15 protein-coding genes, 1 tRNA gene, 1 other RNA gene and 2 pseudogenes are annotated in these 17,432 nt (G+C 72.0%); 4 read left to right on the top strand and 15 right to left on the bottom strand.

The window, feature by feature from the left end; genetic code table 11:
• Positions 1 to 148: 148 nt before the first annotated feature.
• A complete protein-coding gene (locus tag IF27_RS02940; protein ID WP_052847616.1) occupies positions 149 to 1,420 on the bottom strand; it encodes an aspartate kinase in 1,272 nt (423 codons plus the stop codon).
• 237 nt (positions 1,421 to 1,657) lie between these two features.
• Between IF27_RS02940 and IF27_RS02935 the strand changes: the two genes are divergently transcribed.
• On the top strand, positions 1,658 to 3,790 hold the full coding sequence (locus tag IF27_RS02935) for a SpoIIE family protein phosphatase (protein ID WP_052847615.1): 2,133 nt from the start codon (positions 1,658 to 1,660) through the stop codon (positions 3,788 to 3,790).
• Here IF27_RS02935 and IF27_RS02930 read toward each other — a convergent pair.
• Positions 3,763 to 4,170: a winged helix-turn-helix transcriptional regulator gene (locus IF27_RS02930; protein ID WP_052847614.1), complete on the bottom strand. Its 408-nt coding sequence runs from the start codon at positions 4,168 to 4,170 to the stop codon at positions 3,763 to 3,765. The genes IF27_RS02935 and IF27_RS02930 overlap by 28 nt on opposite strands.
• A gap of 135 nt (positions 4,171 to 4,305) precedes the next feature.
• Between IF27_RS02930 and IF27_RS02925 the strand changes: the two genes are divergently transcribed.
• Positions 4,306 to 5,247 carry an alcohol dehydrogenase catalytic domain-containing protein gene (locus tag IF27_RS02925; RefSeq protein ID WP_052847613.1) on the top strand — a complete coding sequence of 314 codons (942 nt, stop codon included), beginning with the start codon at positions 4,306 to 4,308 and terminating at the stop codon, positions 5,245 to 5,247.
• 42 nt (positions 5,248 to 5,289) lie between these two features.
• Here the strand turns inward: IF27_RS02925 and IF27_RS02920 are convergent, their stop codons facing one another.
• The 5 genes from IF27_RS02920 to ffs form a co-directional block, all read right to left on the bottom strand.
• Positions 5,290 to 5,967 (bottom strand): DUF5063 domain-containing protein, encoded by a 678-nt coding sequence (locus IF27_RS02920; protein WP_052847612.1) that lies wholly within the window; start codon positions 5,965 to 5,967, stop codon positions 5,290 to 5,292.
• A 45-nt stretch (positions 5,968 to 6,012) separates the two neighbouring features.
• On the bottom strand, positions 6,013 to 6,612 hold the full coding sequence (gene recR, locus IF27_RS02915) for a recombination mediator RecR (protein WP_052847611.1): 600 nt from the start codon (positions 6,610 to 6,612) through the stop codon (positions 6,013 to 6,015).
• A 131-nt stretch (positions 6,613 to 6,743) separates the two neighbouring features.
• Positions 6,744 to 7,061, bottom strand: coding sequence for a YbaB/EbfC family nucleoid-associated protein (locus tag IF27_RS02910; RefSeq protein WP_052847919.1), 318 nt, complete (start codon positions 7,059 to 7,061; stop codon positions 6,744 to 6,746).
• Positions 7,062 to 7,163: 102 nt separating this feature from the next.
• A complete protein-coding gene (locus tag IF27_RS02905; protein WP_052847918.1) occupies positions 7,164 to 9,215 on the bottom strand; it encodes a DNA polymerase III subunit gamma and tau in 2,052 nt (683 codons plus the stop codon).
• Between the two features lie 29 nt (positions 9,216 to 9,244).
• An RNA gene (gene ffs / locus IF27_RS29870) (signal recognition particle sRNA small type) lies at positions 9,245 to 9,341 on the bottom strand.
• 84 nt (positions 9,342 to 9,425) lie between these two features.
• Between ffs and IF27_RS02900 the strand changes: the two genes are divergently transcribed.
• Positions 9,426 to 9,513 (top strand) — tRNA-Ser (locus tag IF27_RS02900).
• 133 nt (positions 9,514 to 9,646) lie between these two features.
• Here the strand turns inward: IF27_RS02900 and IF27_RS02895 are convergent.
• From IF27_RS02895 to IF27_RS02865, 8 genes and pseudogenes are all read right to left on the bottom strand, one after another.
• Positions 9,647 to 11,418: pseudogene (locus IF27_RS02895) on the bottom strand (gamma-glutamyltransferase family protein).
• Positions 11,408 to 12,259, bottom strand: coding sequence for an LLM class flavin-dependent oxidoreductase (locus tag IF27_RS02890; RefSeq protein WP_052847610.1), 852 nt, complete (start codon positions 12,257 to 12,259; stop codon positions 11,408 to 11,410). The pseudogene IF27_RS02895 and the gene IF27_RS02890 overlap by 11 nt, the downstream one beginning before the upstream one ends.
• Entirely contained in the window at positions 12,256 to 13,128 is an 873-nt protein-coding gene (locus IF27_RS02885) for a hypothetical protein (RefSeq protein ID WP_052847609.1), read from the bottom strand. Before IF27_RS02885 ends, IF27_RS02890 begins: the two co-directional genes overlap by 4 nt.
• A complete protein-coding gene (locus IF27_RS02880) occupies positions 13,128 to 13,586 on the bottom strand; it encodes a VOC family protein (RefSeq protein WP_052847608.1) in 459 nt (152 codons plus the stop codon). Before IF27_RS02880 ends, IF27_RS02885 begins: the two co-directional genes overlap by 1 nt.
• A gap of 47 nt (positions 13,587 to 13,633) precedes the next feature.
• Positions 13,634 to 14,626, bottom strand: coding sequence for a phosphotransferase family protein (locus IF27_RS02875; protein WP_052847607.1), 993 nt, complete (start codon positions 14,624 to 14,626; stop codon positions 13,634 to 13,636).
• Positions 14,627 to 14,638: 12 nt separating this feature from the next.
• A complete protein-coding gene (locus tag IF27_RS02870) occupies positions 14,639 to 15,082 on the bottom strand; it encodes a cytochrome P450 (protein WP_420821976.1) in 444 nt (147 codons plus the stop codon).
• A gap of 42 nt (positions 15,083 to 15,124) precedes the next feature.
• Positions 15,125 to 15,328, bottom strand: a pseudogene (locus tag IF27_RS31990) (tyrosine-type recombinase/integrase); the annotation flags it as partial.
• 51 nt (positions 15,329 to 15,379) lie between these two features.
• Positions 15,380 to 15,985, bottom strand: coding sequence for a TetR/AcrR family transcriptional regulator (locus IF27_RS02865; protein ID WP_052847606.1), 606 nt, complete (start codon positions 15,983 to 15,985; stop codon positions 15,380 to 15,382).
• Positions 15,986 to 16,077: 92 nt separating this feature from the next.
• On the opposite strand from IF27_RS02865, the gene IF27_RS02860 reads away from it, so the two are divergent.
• Entirely contained in the window at positions 16,078 to 17,280 is a 1,203-nt protein-coding gene (locus tag IF27_RS02860; RefSeq protein WP_052847605.1) for an MFS transporter, read from the top strand.
• Positions 17,281 to 17,432: the final 152 nt, after the last annotated feature.

Genomic DNA, 17,432 nt, shown 5'->3' with positions numbered 1-17,432 from the left:
CCCGCGAGAGCCCCTAAAGACGCTCCCCGCACCGCGGTTGGTTCCAGGCGGTGCGGGGAGAGGAAATCGTCCCCCGGGCCATCGGCCCGGAGCAAGGCATACGGCCCTACGACTTGGTCACGGGAGCTTCACAACCGGTACGTCCCGGTCAGCGGCCGGTGCCCCCGTACACGACGGCCTCGTCCGAGTCGCTGTCCAGACCGAACGCGCTGTGGACGGCGCGGACGGCGGAACTCACGTCGTCCGAGCGCGTGACGACCGAGATGCGGATCTCGGAGGTGGAGATCAGCTCGATGTTCACCCCGGCGTTGGACAGGGCCTCGAAGAAGGTGGCGGTGACGCCGGGGTTGGTCTTCATGCCCGCGCCGACGAGGGAGATCTTGGCGATCTGGTCGTCGTAGCGCAGGGCGTCGAAGCCGATCAGCGGGCGGCGCTTCTCCAGCGCGTCGATCGCCTTGCGGCCCTCGTCCTTCGGCAGCGTGAACGAGATGTCCGTCAGCCCGGTGGCGGCGGCCGAGACGTTCTGGACGACCATGTCGATGTTGACCTCGGCGTCCGCGATGGTGCGGAAGATGGTCGCGGCGACACCCGGCTTGTCGGAGACGCCGACGACCGTGATCTTCGCCTCGGAGGTGTCGTGGGCGACCCCCGAGATGATTGCCTGCTCCATCGGCTGACCTCCGAGCGGTTGATTGCTGACCCAGGTGCCCTTCAGGCCGGAGAACGACGACCGGACATGGATGGGAATGGAGTAGCGGCGCGCGTACTCGACGCACCGGTGCAGCAGCACCTTGGAGCCGGAGCTGGCCAGCTCCAGCATGTCCTCCGACGAGATCCACTCGATCTTCCGCGCCTTGGGCACGACGCGCGGGTCGGCCGTGAACACGCCGTCCACGTCGGTGTAGATCTCGCAGACCTCGGCGCCCAGCGCGGCGGCGAGCGCGACGGCCGTGGTGTCCGAGCCGCCGCGGCCGAGGGTGGTGATGTCCTTGCCGTTCTGCGACACGCCCTGGAAGCCCGCGACGATGGCGATGTTGCCCTGATCGACGGAGCTGCGGATACGGCCGGGCGTCACGTCGATGATGCGCGCCTTGTTGTGGACGGAATCGGTGATGACGCCCGCCTGGCTGCCGGTGAACGACTGCGCCTCGTGGCCCAGCGCGCCGATCGCCATCGCCAGCAGCGCCATGGAGATCCGCTCACCCGAGGTGAGCAGCATGTCCAGCTCGCGCCCTGAGGCGACCGGGGACACCTGTCCCGCGAGATCGATCAGCTCGTCCGTCGTGTCACCCATCGCCGACACGACGACGACGACCTGGTTGCCGTTCTTCTTGGCCTCGACGACCCGCTTGGCGACCCGCTTGATGCCCTCGGCGTCGGCAACGGAGGAGCCGCCGTACTTCTGCACGACAAGGCCCACGTGTGTCGCTCCTCGTTCTCTCACTCTCCGTGACCGCTGGGCGGCCACGGACGGATGCGGATGAAGTGTAACGAGCGGGCACCCCCGGGCCGCCCGTCCAGCGACGACCCCTGCCCGCGCGGCCCGGCGGACACACCGAAACGCGGGGGAAACGTAACCGACCTCACACACCGGCGCGCCGCCTGTCCAGCACGCGGACCGGATGTGCGGGGCCCGCCCTCGTCGTAATGTGCCGGTATGGGGCATTCATCCGGCGTCGAGTCGCTGGACCGCTTTCTGATCGACGCGGTCCGCTCGACGGGAGGGCACAGCGGCGTGATCTACCTGCTCGCCCCGGGTGAGCCGGTGCTGCGGCTGACGTCCCTGCTCGGCCTGCCCGCCGCCCAGGCCGTCTCCTGGGCGCGGATCAGCCTCGACGCGCCCATGCTGCTGACCGAGGCCGTCCGCGAGCGGCGGCTGCGCTGGGACAACAGCCAGGAGAACCAGCAGCCCGGGCTCAGCCCCTCGATGCCCTACCCGTTCGCCATAGCGCAGATGCCGCTGCTCAGCGCCGACGGCGTCTGCTGGGGATCGCTCGGCGTCGTCTGGCCGCCGTCCCATCCGGCCGAGCTGTCCGAGACCGAGCGGGAGACGCTGAAGAAGGCGGCGGACGGCATGGCCGCGCTGCTGCGCCGCGCCGCCGACTCCGGCACGCCGATCACGGCCGCCCCGCAGCCCCGCGAGGTCTGGGCCCCGCGCACCCACACGCCGGGACCCGACGAGGCGCTCGCCGCCGCCGACTTCGCCGAGCGCCTGCCGGAAGGCTGCTGCTCGCTGCGCCTGGACGGCAGCGTCGTCTACGCCAACAGCGCCGCCGCGCAGCTGCTGGGCGCCGACGGCCCCGACGACCTGCTCGGCGCACCGCTGTGGGACCGGCTGCCCTGGCTGAACGACCCGGTCCACACCGACCGCTACCGCGCGGCGTTGATAAGCCGCGAGCCGAAGACGTTCCTCGCGCTGCGCCCGCCCGACCAGCCGCTGCGCTTCCGGCTCTACCCCGGCGCCCGCGGCATCAGCGTGCGCATCACCCCCAGCGACGAGCGGGCCACCGCGCCCGTCAGAGGGGACACGCCGACGCAGGACAGCGTGCTCCAGCGCGTCACCCAGCTCGCCTCCGCCCTCACCCAGGCCGTCGGCGTGCAGGACGTGGTGCGGCTGGTCGCCGACCAGGTGCTGCCCGCGTTCGACGCGCAGGGCCTCGTCCTGTACGTGACGGAGGGCGGACGGCTGCGCGTCGCCGGGTACCGGGGCTACACCACCCAGGCCATCGAGCACTTCGACGGCACGCCGCTGGAGTCACCGCCCAACGCGGCGGCCCAGGTGGTGCACGACCGCCGCCCGCAGTTCATGGACTCGGCCGACGAGATGCTCGAACGCTACCCGGAGGTGCCCGACCTCACGGGCAAGTCCGCCTGGGCGTTCCTGCCCCTGGTCAGCACGGGCCACGCGGTCGGCTGCTTCGTGCTGTCGTACGTGGACCCGCACACGTTCACGCGCGACGAGCGCACCGTCCTCACCTCGCTCGCCGGACTGATCGCCCAGGCCCTCGACCGCGCCCGCCTCTTCGACGCCAAGCAGCAGCTCGCCCGTCAGCTCCAGTCCGGGCTGCTGCCCCACGAACTGCCCGCGCTCCCCGGCCTCGACGTCGCCGTCCGCTACCTCCCCGCCACGCGCGGCATGGACATCGGCGGCGACTTCTACGACGTGATCCCCCTCGACAGCGGGGACGTCGCGGTCGTCATCGGCGACGTGCAGGGCCACAACGTGACGGCCGCCGCCCTCATGGGCCAGGTCCGCACCGCCGTGCACGCCAGCGCGGGCGAGCCGCCGCAGGAGGTGCTCGGGCGGACCAACCGGCTGCTGACCGACCTGGACCCGGGGCTGTTCACCAGTTGCCTGTACATCCAGCTCGACGTCACGCGCTGCCGCGCCGTCGTCGCCACCGCCGGGCACCCGCCGCCCCTGCTGCGCCACCCGGACGGCCGGATCACCGTGCCCGACGTACCTCCGGGCCCGCTGCTCGGCATCGACGAGAGCGCGGCGTACCCGGCGGTCGAGCTGCCGCTGTCCCCCGGCTCGGTCCTCCTGCTGTACACGGACGGCCTCGTGGAGCGCCCCGGCCTCGACCCCGACGTCGCCACGGGGCAGCTCGCCCGTGACCTCGCCGACGCGGTGGAGCACTCGCTCGACCTCGGCGGCACGATGGACGACCTCGCCGACCACCTCCTGCGCACACGTCACACCGAGAACCGCGACGACGACATCGCGCTGCTCCTGCTCAGCCCCCAGGAGCCGGACGCCGCTCAGGAGGCCGCCGCGCGCCGGTCGTAGGCCGCACGGGCGGCGACGACCTCGTCCATGTTCGCCTCGGCCCAGCCCTTGATGGCCTGCATGATCGGCCGCAGCCCCTGCCCCAGCGGCGTCAGGGCGTACTCGACGCGCACCGGGACGGCCGGGGTGACCGTACGGACGACGAGGCCGTCACGCTCCAGTCGGCGCAGCGTCTGCGTCAGCATCTTCTGGCTGACGCTCGCCAGCCGCCTGGCCAGCTCGCTGTAGCGGCAGGGGCCGTCGGCCAGGGCGACGAGCAGCAGGCCGACCCACTTGTCGGCGATGCGGTCCAGCAGCTGACGGGTCGGGCAGGCGGCGAGGAACGCGTCGTAGGCGGCGGCCGTCTCGGCGCGCCGCTCGGCCGCCGTGCGCGTGGCCATGGCTCTCCTTCGGGTTGCTTGGGCACCTTCAGGTGCCTACTTCCCGGCGGAGAGTAGCACTCCCTACGTTGGGTGCCGAGAGCGCGGCCCGGCATCGGCGGGCCGCGCGCCACCAGGGGTGAGGAGCTGATCGTCATGCGCGCAGTCGTGTCGAAGGGGTACGGGGGCACGGAGGCCGTCGAGGTCGTGGAGGTCCCGGTGCCTGAGCCGGGGCCGGGGCAGGTCCTGATCCGCGTCGAGGCCGCGGCCGTCCACCCGGTGGACCTCGCCACCCGGGCCGGGGCCCTCGTCCAGGGCGGTCTGATGGGCGCACGCGCGGTCACCGGCCTCGGCTGGGACGTCGCCGGTGTCGTGGAGGCGGCCGGGCCGGGCGCGGGCCTCGCGCCGGGAGACCCGGTGCTCGGGCTGCACGACCTGCTGGACGTGCCGCTCGGGACGCACGCCGAGTTCGTCGTCCTGGACTCCGCCGCCGTCGCGCGCCGCCCCGACGGCCTGTCCCCCGTCGCGGCTGCGGCCCTCCCGCTCGGCGCCCTGACCGCGCTCCAGGCCCTCGACGCGCTCGGCCTCGCGACGGGCGAGACCCTGCTCGTCACGGGCGCGGCGGGGGCGGTCGGCGGGTTCGCCGTCGAACTGGCGGCGGCGCGCGGGCTGCGCGTCGTGGCCCTGGCGGGCGCGGCGGACGAGAAGCGGGCGCGCGCGTCCGGCGCCGAGTGGTTCGTGGACCGGGCGGCGGTGGAGGGCGGCGACCTCGGCGCGGCCGTGCGCGCGCTCGTGCCAGGCGGGACGGACGGCGCGCTGGACGCGGCGGTGCTCGGCGTGCCCGCGCAGGCGGCCGTACGGTCGCGGGGCGCGTTCGCCGCCGTGCTGGGCGGTCAGCCCCTGCCGCTGCGCGGCATACGGGTGCGGAACGTCTGGGTCACGGCGGACGGCACGGCGCTCGCGGGGCTGGCCGGGCTCGCGGCCCGGGGCGTGCTGACGCCCCGGGTCGCCGACACCCTGCCGCTGGCGGACGCGGCGCGCGCCCACGAACGGCTCGCCGCCGGGGGCCTGCGCGGGCGGCTCGTCCTCACCCCGTGACGGCGTGAGGCGGCGGCCGGTCGCGGGCCTGGCGGCGCCTGATCAGCGCTCGCGGCCGGCTGCCTTCAACCCGAGCGGCGTGGCGATCTCCGCCTCCATGACGCGCCCCGCCTGCCGCTCCAGGTCGCCGTCCTCGGCGTCGCTGTCGATGTCGAGGCCGTCCAGTTCGGCCAGCGGCGTGTCCAGCCGGACGTGCGCCACCAGCGACTGGAGCGCGCGCAGCGCGCCGCTGGCCGTCGGACCCCAGTTCGACAGGTACGAGAACTGCCACCACCACAGGCCCTCGCTCACGCGCCCCGCCCGGTAGTGGGCGAGGCCGTGCCGCAGGTCGGAGATGATGTCGGCCAGGTCGTCCGAGATGCGGGAGGCGACCGGCGTGCTGCGCGGCACGTACGGGTCGAAGACCTCCGAGTAGACGTCCACGGGTTCGAGCAGCGTGGCCAGCCGCTCCCGCAGCTCGTCCATGTCGGGCTCGGGACCGGTGTCCGGCTCGTACCGCTCGTCCGGGACGATGTCCTCGTGCGCCCCCAGCCGTCCACCGGCCAGGAGGAGCTGGGAGACCTGGAGGAGGAGGTACGGCACCGCGCTGTCGGGGTCGTCGCCCTTCGCGACCTCCCCGACCGCCACGATGAAGCTCTCCACCTGGTCGGCGATCTGAACGGCGAAACTGTCCGGCCCGGTGGCCGGGTCCTGCGTCTGCTGCTCCGGCGTACTCGACATCACGCGGTCGCCTCCCCTGCGGTCCCTGCGTCTGCTCCGGCTGTCCTACACATCAAGCAGCCGCCTTCCCTCGAACGCGCGTCCCAAGGTGACCTCGTCGGCATACTCCAAGTCTCCCCCGACCGGCAGCCCGCTGGCCAGCCGGGTGACACGCAGTCCGAGGGAACCGACCATCCGCGCCAGGTAGGTGGCGGTGGCCTCGCCCTCCAGGTTGGGGTCGGTCGCGAGGATCAGCTCGGTGACCGCTCCGTCCGCGAGGCGCGCGAGGAGCTCCCTGATCCGCAGGTCACCGGGGCCGACGCCGTCGATCGGGCTGATCGCGCCGCCCAGCACGTGGTACTTGCCGCGGAACTCGCGGGTGCGCTCGATCGCCACCACGTCCTTGGGCTCCTCGACCACGCAGATCACCGTCAGGTCGCGGCGCGGGTCGAGGCAGACGCGGCAGCGTTCCTCCTGCGCGACGTTGCCGCACTCGGCGCAGAACCTGACCTTCGCCTTCACCTCGGTCAGCGCGTGCGCGAGGCGCTTCACGTCGGCCGGTTCCGACTGGAGGATGTGGAAGGCGATCCGCTGGGCGCTCTTCGGGCCGACGCCCGGCAGTCGGCCCAGCTCGTCGATGAGGTCCTGGACCACGCCTTCGTACACGGCTTGCCTCGTCTCTGTGTCGGCCGGGCGTCGGCCGCGCCGCCAGGACCGGGGCCGGGGCGCGGGAGGCCGGGGAAGTCAGGAAGGGTTCGCGGATTCGCGGGGGTGTCTGAGGGGCGAGGGGCGAGGGGTCAGAAGGGGAGGCCGGGCAGGCCGCCACCGCCGCCGAGACCCTGCGCGAGCGGGCCGAGCTTCTCGGAGGCCAGTTCCTGCGCGGCGGTGTTCGCGTCCCGCACGGCGGCGACGACGAGGTCCGCGAGCGTCTCGGTGTCCTCGGGGTCCACCGCCCTGGGGTCGATCACCAGGCCCTTCAGCTCGCCCGAGCCGGTCACCGTCGCCTTGACGAGCCCGCCGCCCGCGCTGCCCTCGACGGGTGTCTCGGCCAGCTCCTGCTGGGCCGCCGCGAGGTCCTGCTGCATCTTCTGGGCCTGTTGCAGCAACTGCTGCATGTCGATCCCGCCGCCACCACCACTGGGGAACACTGCCTCACTCCTGACCCGGTCGTCGTCTCGTGTGCTTTCCCGAGCCTACGGGTTGGGGGCGGCGCGGTCTCACTCGTGGTGGAACTCCTCGATAACAGTCGCTCCCAGTTCGCGCACGAACAGCTCGTGGCCGCTGAGCGCGGTGTCGTCGAGGTCCGGGTCGTCGTCGGCGGCGACGTCGTCCTCGGCCGCGACGGGGGGCGGCGCGGACGGCCGGGGCCGTTCCGGCGCGGGGGGCGGGGGCGGGGCGGCGGCCTGGACCGGCTGCGGCGCGGGCGCGGACGGTGCCTGCGGCGGCGGGGACGGTTGCGCGGGCGCGGCGGGCCTGGTCGGCGCGAACCCGCCGCCACCTGCGCCACCGTCGCCGCCGACCACCGCGTCGATCTTGCACCGGAGGCCCAGGAGGTCGCCGAGCACCTGCCGCAGGACCTCCTCGCTGCCGCTGTTCGCGAAGCTGTCCCGGGCGCCCGCGGTGGCGAAACCGAGTTGCAGCGTCGCGCCGTCGAAGCCGGTGACCTGCGCGTTCTGGCTCAGGAGGATCCAGCTGAAGCGGCGGCGCTTCTTGACGGCCTCAAGGATCTCCGGCCACATCTGGCGGACGCGCGTGGGGTCGCCGCCGCCCCCGCCAGGCGCGGCCGTCGGGGGCGGCGGCGGGGCGGCGGCGGGGGTCACGGGGGCGGGCGTCGGGGCGGCGGGAGCCGCGGGCTGGGCGGCGCCCCGGGTGGGCCACGCGCCGGGCCGTGCGGCGGGCGCGGGCGCGGGGGAGGCAGCGGGAGCGGCGGACGGTACGGACTGGGCTGGCGGTGGCGCGGCAGGCGAGGGCTGGGGCGGCTGCGCGACCGGGGCCTCGGCCCTGACCGGCGGGGGTGCCACCGGCGGGGGCGGTTGCGGCGCCTGCTGGACGGGCGCGGACGCGGGCTGCGGCGCGGGCGGCGCGGCCACCGCCCCGGCGACCACTCCCCCGCCGCCCCGCTCCAGACGGTCGAGACGCGCCTGGAGCGACCGCTCGTCCCCGTACGCCGCGGGCAGGAGCACCCGCGCGCAGATCAGCTCAAGTTGCAGGCGCGGCGAGGTCGCGCCCCGCATCTCGGTGAGCCCGGTGTTGACCAGGTCGGCGGCACGGCTCAGCTCGGCGGGCCCGAGCGCGGCGGCCTGGGCCTGCATCCGCTCCCGTACGTCGGCCGGTACGTCGATGAGCCCCTTGTCCGCCGCGTCCGGCACGGCGGCGAGGATCAGCAGGTCACGCAGCCGCTCCAGCAGGTCGGCGGCGAAGCGCCGCGGGTCGTGCCCGCCCTCGATCACGCGGTCCACGACGTCGAAGACCGCGGCGCCGTCCCCCGTGCCGAACGCCTCGACGACGGAGTCGAGCAGCGCCGAGTCGGTGTAGCCGAGGAGGGCGGTGGCCATCCCGTAGGTGACGCCCTCCTCGGCCGCGCCCGCGAGGAGCTGGTCCATCACGGACATGGAGTCACGGACGGAGCCCGCCCCGGCCCGTACGACCAGCGGCAGCACGGCGCCATCGACCGGGATCGCCTCGTGCGTGCAGACCTCGGCCAGGTAGTCCCGCAGGGTGCCGGGCGGCACGAGGCGGAAGGGGTAGTGGTGCGTGCGCGACCTGATCGTCCCGATGACCTTCTCGGGCTCGGTGGTCGCGAAGATGAACTTCAGGTGCTCGGGCGGCTCCTCGACCACCTTCAGCAGGGCGTTGAAGCCCGCCGGGGTGACCATGTGCGCCTCGTCGATGATGTAGATCTTGTACCGGCTCGACGCTGGCCCGAAGAACGCCTTCTCGCGCAGGTCACGCGCGTCGTCCACGCCACCGTGCGAGGCGGCGTCGATCTCGATCACGTCGATCGACCCGGGCCCGTTCCTGGCCAGGTCACGGCAGGACTGGCACTCACCGCACGGGGTGGGCGTGGGGCCCTGCTCGCAGTTGAGACAGCGCGCGAGGATGCGCGCACTGGTCGTCTTGCCGCACCCGCGCGGGCCGCTGAAGAGGTAGGCGTGATTGACCCTGTTGTTGCGCAGGGCCTGCTGCAACGGGACGGTCACGTGCTCCTGCCCGATGACCTCGGCGAAGGTCTCGGGTCGGTAGCGGCGGTACAGCGCGAGGGAAGACACGTCACCGACGATATAGGGCCGCACTGACACACAAGGGCCCCTCACGCACCCGCCAGAGCCCACCTACCCTTGCTGCCTTCCGGCCCTGGGGGAGTTCAGCGAGATAGCGCCACGTGAGGGGCTGCCCCCCACACTACCGGATCACGGGCACCGGCCGCCCCCGCACGGGCGGTTCGCGAGCATGCGCCGTCGTCTTGTATCGTTTGCGGCGGAGGATTCGCCTAGTGGCCTAGGGCGCACGCTTGGAAAGCGTGTTGGGTTCACACCCTCACGAGTTCGAATCTCGTATCCTCCGCCAGCTCTCACCGGGCTGTTTCGAAGGGCCCCACCGTTCGCGGTGGGGCCCTTCGACGTGCGTGGTCTCAGTTCTGGTCTCAGTTACGCCGTCTGTCTACGGCCAGTTCTGTACCCGCGACAACCGGCCGTACCAATCACGAGGCGGCAGCGCGGGCCTGGTGGCCGCGGGAGCTCGCCGCGGCGGTGACCAGGCCGTCGGAGGTGAAGGCCGTCGCGCAGACCTTGCCCAGTGAATTGGCCGGGGCAGTGGTGATCATGTGGCCACGGCGGCGGAGTTCGGCGAGCGCCTCGGGGGTCAGACCCGGCTCGGCGATCACGGTGAGCGGATGGCTCCGGCGGGGCGTGAACGAGGACGGGACGTGGTCGGTGTGGAACGTGGGCACCTCGATCGCCTCGGCGAGCGGGACTCCGAAGTGGACGTGGTTGAGGAAGAAGTTCAGCGTCCACTGGTCCTGCTGGTCGCCTCCCGGGGTGCCGAACGCCATGTGGGGGCAGCCGTCACGGAGGACGAGGGTGGGGCTCAGGGTGGTCCTGGGACGCTTGCCGGGCGCCAGGGAGTTGGGGTGGTCCTCGACGAGCCAGGCCATCTGACCGCGAGTGCCGAGGGGGAAGCCGAGACCGGGGATGACCGGCGAGCTCTTCAGCCAGCCGCCGCTGGGTGTGGCCACCACCAGGTTGCCCACCGCGTCGGCGGCGGTGACGCAGCAGGTGTCGCCACCGGCCTGGGTCAGCCGGACCACCGCCGGGATGCCATCGTCGAGCTGGGTCAGCCAGGCCGGGTCGCGGTGCGACAACGGGGCGCCGGTGGCGTCGGGGATCCGCGGGACGCGGCCGTCCGGGGCACCCGGACGCAGGGACGGTGACGCCGTGTCGCCCAGCAACGCGCGGCGCCGGTCGGTATAGGACCCCGACAGAAGGGTGTCCAGCGGAACGTCGGCGTGCCGGGGGTCGCCGTACCAGGCTTCGCGGTCGGCGAAGGCGAGTTTGGCCGCCTCGACGATGGTGTGCACGTGCTCGGCGCTCCCCCGGCCCATCGCCGCCAAGTCGAGCGGGGCGAGCAGGCCAGTTGCTGGAGGAACACCGGGCCCTGGGACCACGGGCCGGGCTTGTGCACGAGCAGGCCGTGGTGCTCCAACGTCACCGGTTCCTCGGTCTGCGGGCGCCAGGACGCCAGGTCGTCGCCGGTGAGCAGGCCGGGGTTACGGTGGCCGGTCGCGTCGGCTACCTCGGCGGTGGCCAGGTACTTGTCGATCGCCTCCGCGACGAAGCCCGTGTGGAACGCCTCCTCCGCGCGAGCGACGCGAGTTGCGCGGGTGCCGGTGGTACCCGCTTCAGCGACTAGGCGGCGATATGTCGAAGCGAGCGCCGGGTTGTGGAACCGGGCCCCTGCGGCCGGTGGCTTGCCGCCGGGGAGGTAGGTGCGGCCGGATTCGGGCCACTCGGTTGCGAAGAGCGGCGCGAGCACCTCGATCATCTCGGCGGCCTTGGGGAGCAAGGGAAAGCCGTGCTCAGCGTAGTGGATCGCCGGGGCGAGGACGTCGGCCAGGTGAAGGGTCCCGTACTCGCGCAGGAGTTTCAGCCACGCGCTCGTCGCACCTGGCACGCAGGCGGCGAGCAGCCCGGAGCCGGGCACCTCGGCCAGGCCGAGGTCGCGGAAGCGCGCCGGAGTGGCCGCCAACGGCATCGGGCCTTGGCCGCAGATCACCCGAACCGGCTCGCCCTGGCGGTGCAGGAGGATGGGGACGTCGCCGCCCGGCCCGTTGAGGTGGGGTTCGACCACCTGCTGGACGAAGGCGGCGGCGGCGAAGGCGTTGCCGCCTTCGTCCAGCATCGCCATTCCAGCCTGGGTGGCGAGCCAGTGGGTCGACGCGACGGCGCCGCGCGGGCCGGTCGTCTCAGGTAGCATCGGCACAGGCTCTCCCGGAGATCTCTTCGAGGGTTTTGACGGTTCCCTGGAACGGGAATTCGGGGCGCGGCCAGTGCACGACGACGTCGGTGAAGCCCAGTTCGGTGAACATTCCCTCGGCGTCGAGGAAGGCTTCGGCGGAGTCGAGCACCCCGCCTACCGAGGCGCCAGTGAGCAGCAGGCGGCCGAGGCTCCGCGGATCGCGGCCAACCTCGTCGCACGCCCGTTCCAGCGCACGGACCTGTTCGCGGAGAACGGGAATCGTCTCGGGGTAGGGCGCCGGATCGAATCCGTTGGGCTTCCCGGAGGTTACCCAGGTGTCGGCGTGGAGGGCGGCGAGACGCATCCCGCGCGGGCCCGCTGCGGCAACCGCGACCGGGACGGCGGACGCGGGCACGAGCGTCAAGTCGTTCACCGTGCCGCCGCGAAGCAACGTCGTGGTGACTTCGACGAATTCGGTGAACCGCTCGGCGCGTTCGGCCGGGCTCAACGGCCGGGCGCGCAACAGGTCCGCGCCGTAACCACCAGCGCCGAGGCCGCACAGCGCGCGGCCGCCGGAGATGTCGTCGAGGGTCGTGATCTCCTTGGCGAAGGTCACCGGGCCGCGCAGTCCGGGACTGGCGACCAGGGTTCCCAGGCGGATCGACGACGTCGCCGCGGCTGCCGCGGTCAGCGTCGGAATCGCGCCGTACCAAGGTTTTTCGCGCAGCCAGCGCCACACCACGTGGTCGTAGGTCCACGCGTGGTCGAAGCCCAGTTCCTCCGCGAGCCGCCAGATGTGCCGCGCGGCCTCCCAGCGGTGTTCGGGGAGGATGACGACACCGCGGCGTACCCCGGTCATCTGAGCACGACCGGCTGGTCGCGCGCCAGGCCCGCCACTGCTTCGCGCGCAAGGCCCGCGATGGCCTCGAGAAGTTCAGTGCCACCGCCGGGCGGGTGCGCGGCCAGGTCCTGCACGAGCGCCAGCAGCCGCCGCAGCAACTGGGCGACGACGTGACCGCGGTCGATGGGCGCGCGCAACGTCATGAAGTAGTTGTCGTACAGCACCGCAGGCAGCGGCTGGGGCGGCCTGGGGTGTTGCGCCGCGACGGAATCGCGCAGCAGGGAGTGCCCGCCAGGCACCAGCCGCGCCGCGATGTGCGCGTGGTCGACCTGGTAATCGGCGACGGCGGCGAGCACGTCCGCTCGGCCCGGACCGTCCAACCAGGACGGTGGACGGCCGCGGAAGAGCCCGCGCACCAACGGGTAGTCCGGCGCCCAGCCGCCGCTGAACGCGGGGTGCTGGCGGTACATGGTCGGCCGGATCAGGTCGCGGTAAACCGACTGTGGGCAGGAACTGCTGTAACGCAGCATCGCGCTGTAGCCGCGCACGTAGCGCACCAGCGCAGCCGGCGCGTCCCGCCGGTCGGCCAGGCCCGCCTCCACGTCGTGGATCAGCCAGGCCATCAGCCGCCACACCGTGAAACTCACCTGGTGACCGGTGATCCATCGGAACCACAGCACGGTGTCGGGCTCGACGTCCTCGCCGCCCGCCCCGCCCGCGCGCTCGACCAGCTCGCGGGCGTTCTCGAACGGGACGAGGTCCGGCTTGCCACTAGGCGACGGCTCGTCCGGCGCGGGCAGGGTGAGCGGTTCGAGCCCGTACGGGAACCCGCCGTAGACCCACTTCGGACACTGTGGCAGCTCGGCCGGTACGGTCCCGGCAGCCATCACTCAGCCTCCGGCACGCAGGTGAACTCGAACTCCAGGCCGTTGACGTCGTACGCGTAGAAGCTCTGCGTGCCGTCGGGATCGGTCACCACGTCGGTGGGACCCTCCGGCACCGCGAACCGGTACCGGCCGCTGTCGTTCAGTTCCAGCCACCGGGCGCGCCAGTGGTGCAGTTCCGCCTCGGACGAGACCGCGAAACACGCATGCTGGAACCGGGGGCAGCTCTCCCCCGGCGCGGGCGCCGACTCGCCCGGCTGCTGGAACAGGTGGATGCGCAGCGCGCCGACAGCAACCTCCACCAGCTTCTCGATGCCGGGCAGGCGGCTACGGGTCAGCTCGGAGAAGGTGTCCAACGACCAGGTCACCTCGCCGTCGAGGAAGTCCCGGTACCAGGCGATACTGTTGTCCAGGTCGTTGGTCTGCACGCCGAAGTGGTGGAAGACGGGCTGTCCGGACATGGCTTACCCTTTCTCTCTTCGCGGGGACGGGCTTTGGGGATCGTTCGCTAGCAGGTGGCCAATCGGGTGGTGAGATCGCGGATCTCGCTATAGGTCTTGGCCAGCTCGCCGTCCATGCCAAAGCGGTGGAATTCGAGCAGCAGCGCAGTGACGTGCTTCGCCTCGTAGACCAGCGCGCGCCACCGGGCGCTTTCGGTCCGGCCCACCTGGCCATAGCCTTCCCAGAAGGCGTCGCGTTCGCTGCCCGGCTTGCGCAGCGCCAGGTAGATCGGCCAGTCCGCTTCCGGATCGCCCCACCAGGTCCGGTCGCAGTCGAACACACCGGTGATCAACGGCTCCGGCGCGCCTTCGGCCAGCATCGCGTTGCCGACCCAAAGATCCCCATGCAGCAAGCGGGATTCGGCGATCTCGTCGAGTACGGCGCGGTTACGATCGGCCACTTCGACCAGCTTCGTGACGTCACTCGCGTCGAGCCCGGCGTCGGTGAGGTCCGCCGCTGCGCGGTCGAACCAGGTGAACAACGCGTCGCTCCAACGCGCGTGCACCGGGCCGGCAACTCGGCCGAAACCCGATCCGCGCACGCTGTGTACGGTGCGCGTGATTTCGCCCAGCTGACGGAAGAACGCGCCGCGCACGGGCTCCGGGTACGTCGTGAGCACCTCTTCGGCGGGCACGCCGATCAAGAAGGTCTGGAACAGGTAGTCGCGGCCGATCACCTGGTGGGTGAAATCGATCGCGAGGGTGCGCGGCAGCAGGTTCGCCACCGGCGCCAGGTGCGGGACGCTGGCGTGCTCGTTGCGCATCATCTCCGGATCGGCTTTGGCCTGGCGGACCGGTTCTGGCGCGACGCGCAGCACCACCGGCCGGTCACCGCCCAGGTCAATCCTGTAGGTGTTGTTGTAGTAACCACCCGCGAGTTCGGCCGCCGAGCACACGGCCGTGCCCTCCCCGAAGGCCGCGCGGGTGACGGCCGTGATTTCGGCCGCGGTCAGCGGCTGCTGGAATTCGCCGGGTTTCCGGTCGATCGGTTCGTAGTCCATGGTTCCCCTCCCCTATCCGTCGAACGAAACCGGCAATTCGGCGATACTGCGCACGGTGGCGGTGTGCCTGCGCACCGGTTCGCCTGCGAGTCGCAACGGCGGCGCCGCAGCCAAAGCGGCGACCACCTCCTGGATGGCCAGCTGGCCGAACGCCGAACCGACGCAGGCGTGCACGCCCCAGCCGAAACCGAGGTGACGGTTGGGGTTGCGGTCGAGTAGAAGCCGATCCGGCTCGGGGAACTCGTCAGGGTCGCGGTTGGCCGCGGCGAGTGCGGTCATCACCACCTGCCCCGGTTCGACGGTCACGCCGTGCAGCTCGGTCGGCCAGACCGCGACGCGACTGGTGCCCTGCGCGGGCCCGTCGAATCGGATCAGCTCGTCGACACCGCTGATGAGCAGCCGTTCGTCGGCCAGCGTGGCGAGCGCCTCCGGGTGCCGCAGCAGGGTCAGCAGCACATTGCCCGCGGTGGCGTAGACCGTGCCGAAACTGGCGTTGAACACGTGCAGGGCCGCGATGTTCTCGACCCAGTGGGTCAGCCAGGACTCGGCCGTCCAGGTCTGACCGGCTTTGCGGACGCGGCCCGCGTCGCGCTCCTTCTCCATTTCGCGAACTGCCTTGGTGGTCTCCGCACGGGTTTTCCGCTTGACGTGGCGGCGGTCGGGTTTGCCGTTGTCCTTGACGCCGACGGTGACGTGGCCGTGCCGGTACGCCGTGCGTCTGTCGGCGCAACGGGCTCTCCACCCGCTCTTCCGTCAGGCGGGTTGCGCGGGTGCGGCTCCCAAGGCCCGGATCGCGAAATCGATCGTGGTGGTCAGGCGCTCCAGGCCGTGGCCGGCGCGCTCCCGCACCCGCAGACCGAGCACCGTCGTGAACAGCAATTCCACGGCTCCGCCGATGTCGAGATCGGTGGACAGCTCGCCTCGCTCCCGCCCCTCGGCCAGCACCGCACGGAGGGCCTGCCGGGTGACCGCGAACGCGGCCTCGGTCCGCTCCTGGACCTGGGTGTCCGTGGTGCCGAGTTCGGTGGCGGTGTTGACCACGAAGCAGCCGCGACCGGATTCGCCGTCGGCTGGGCAGGTCACCAGCCACAGCATCCACTCCCGCAGCACCTCACGAACCGGTCGGTCACTCGCATCCAGACGCCGGTAGGCCTGCGTCGACTCGGTGGCCCGATAGTGGTCGAGGGCGCGCAGGAAGAGCGTGTGCTTGTCCGTGAACGTCCGGTACAGGCTGCTGGGCGTGAGCTTCAGCTCGTCGCCCAGGTCGCGCACTGAAGTGGCGTGGTAACCGCGCCGCCAGAACAACTCGGTCGCCGAGGCGACCGCGTCGTGCTCGTCGAACTGTCGAGGGCGTGCCATGGGTCCACCCTACCCACCTTGCGGAGCGTTCGCTCCCATACTAGGGTCCCGATTCGGGAGCGATCACTCCCGAACCATTGGAGGAGGATCCGTTGACGACCGCAGAGCAGACCCCCGCCCAGACGCAGGAGGCAGGAACCCCGGACCGGAGTCGCTGGCCGGCGGTCTGCGCGGTGACACTGGGCACCTTCGCGTTGGTGACCGCCGAGCAACTGCCGATCGGTCTGCTCACCTCCGTGGGGACCGGGCTGTCGGTCTCCGAGGGGACGGCGGGACTGACGGTGACGGTGCCCAGCATCGTCGCCGGGTTCGCGGCACCGCTGGTCCCGGTGGTCGTCGGGTCACTGGACCGCCGCGTGCTGCTGCTCGGGCTGATGGCACTGATGACCGTCGCGAACCTGGGCTCCGCCCTGGCGCCGGACTTCGCCCTGCTGGTGGGCTTCCGGGTGCTGGTCGGTATAGCCGTCGGCGGCTTCTGGGCGGTCGCCGCCGGCCTGGCAGTCCGGCTCGTCACGCCCGCAGACGTGCCTCGCGCCACCACGGTCGTCTTCGGCGGCGTCGGAGCCGCGAACGTGTTCGGGGTCCCGCTCGGCACCCTGGTCGGCGACCTGGCCGGCTGGCGCATCGCCTTCTCCGCGCTCAGCGCCCTGGCGCTCGTGACCCTGATCGCCCTGCTGGCGGTACTGCCAAGGATGGTCGCTTCCCAGGCCGTCCGGCCCAGGCTGCTGACGGAGCAGTTCCGGAACCCGGGCGTGCGCGCCGGCATCATCGCGACGGTGCTCCTCGTGTTCGGTCACTTCGCCGCCTACACGTTCGTGAGCCCGGCACTGCAGAAGCTGTCGGGAATCGACGAGCACTATGTCGGTCCGCTGCTGTTCGGATTCGGTGCGGCCGGCATGATCGGCAACTTCGTCGCAGGCGCGACGCTCTCCCGCCGCGTGCACCGCAGCGTACTGACCATCGCCGTAGCCATGACGGCCGCGATGCCGCTCTTCCTGCTACTGGGCCGGACCGCGACCGGCGGCGCCATCCTGCTGATCGTCTGGGGTCTGGCCTTCGGCGGTGTGTCAGTGGGCCTCCAGACCTGGATGATCAAAGCCGCTCCGCAGGCCGTGGAAGCGGCCTCCTCGCTGTGGGTGGCGGTGTTCAACCTGTCCATCGGTTTCGGCGCGCTGGCCGGCAGCATCATCGTCGACACGCTCACGCTTCAAGGCCCGCTCTGGCTCGGCGGCGCGTGCGCCCTGCTCGCCGCGCTGGTGATCTGGACCGCCCGTACCAACGAAGCCTTGCGCTGACCGCACCCCAACGCCGAAGGCCAGGCCAACACGGCCGCCCTGGTCGAACGGGCCATCCGCATCGCACTTCTCGAAAGCTGACCCACCTGCCCGAACCACCGATGGCGCGGCCTACTTCGCCGCTCCCTTCCTCATGAGCGCCACTACGCCGC

This window comes from Streptomyces avicenniae, from assembly GCF_000719135.1.
GTDB lineage: Bacteria > Actinomycetota > Actinomycetes > Streptomycetales > Streptomycetaceae > Streptomyces > Streptomyces avicenniae.
The sequence above is the reverse complement of the archived record's forward strand: the minus strand, read 5'-3'. Positions and strand labels throughout refer to the sequence as shown.

Coding starts and splice junctions, on each gene's coding strand:
- IF27_RS02935 (WP_052847615.1), top strand. CDS start 1,658: ATGGGGCATTCATCCGGCGTCGAGTCGCTGGACCGCTTTCTGATCGAC.
- IF27_RS02930 (WP_052847614.1), bottom strand. CDS start 4,170: ATGGCCACGCGCACGGCGGCCGAGCGGCGCGCCGAGACGGCCGCCGCC.
- IF27_RS02925 (WP_052847613.1), top strand. CDS start 4,306: ATGCGCGCAGTCGTGTCGAAGGGGTACGGGGGCACGGAGGCCGTCGAG.
- IF27_RS02920 (WP_052847612.1), bottom strand. CDS start 5,967: ATGTCGAGTACGCCGGAGCAGCAGACGCAGGACCCGGCCACCGGGCCG.
- IF27_RS02910 (WP_052847919.1), bottom strand. CDS start 7,061: ATGCAGCAGTTGCTGCAACAGGCCCAGAAGATGCAGCAGGACCTCGCG.
- IF27_RS02890 (WP_052847610.1), bottom strand. CDS start 12,259: ATGACCGGGGTACGCCGCGGTGTCGTCATCCTCCCCGAACACCGCTGG.
- IF27_RS02885 (WP_052847609.1), bottom strand. CDS start 13,128: ATGGCTGCCGGGACCGTACCGGCCGAGCTGCCACAGTGTCCGAAGTGG.
- IF27_RS02880 (WP_052847608.1), bottom strand. CDS start 13,586: ATGTCCGGACAGCCCGTCTTCCACCACTTCGGCGTGCAGACCAACGAC.
- IF27_RS02875 (WP_052847607.1), bottom strand. CDS start 14,626: ATGGACTACGAACCGATCGACCGGAAACCCGGCGAATTCCAGCAGCCG.
- IF27_RS02865 (WP_052847606.1), bottom strand. CDS start 15,985: ATGGCACGCCCTCGACAGTTCGACGAGCACGACGCGGTCGCCTCGGCG.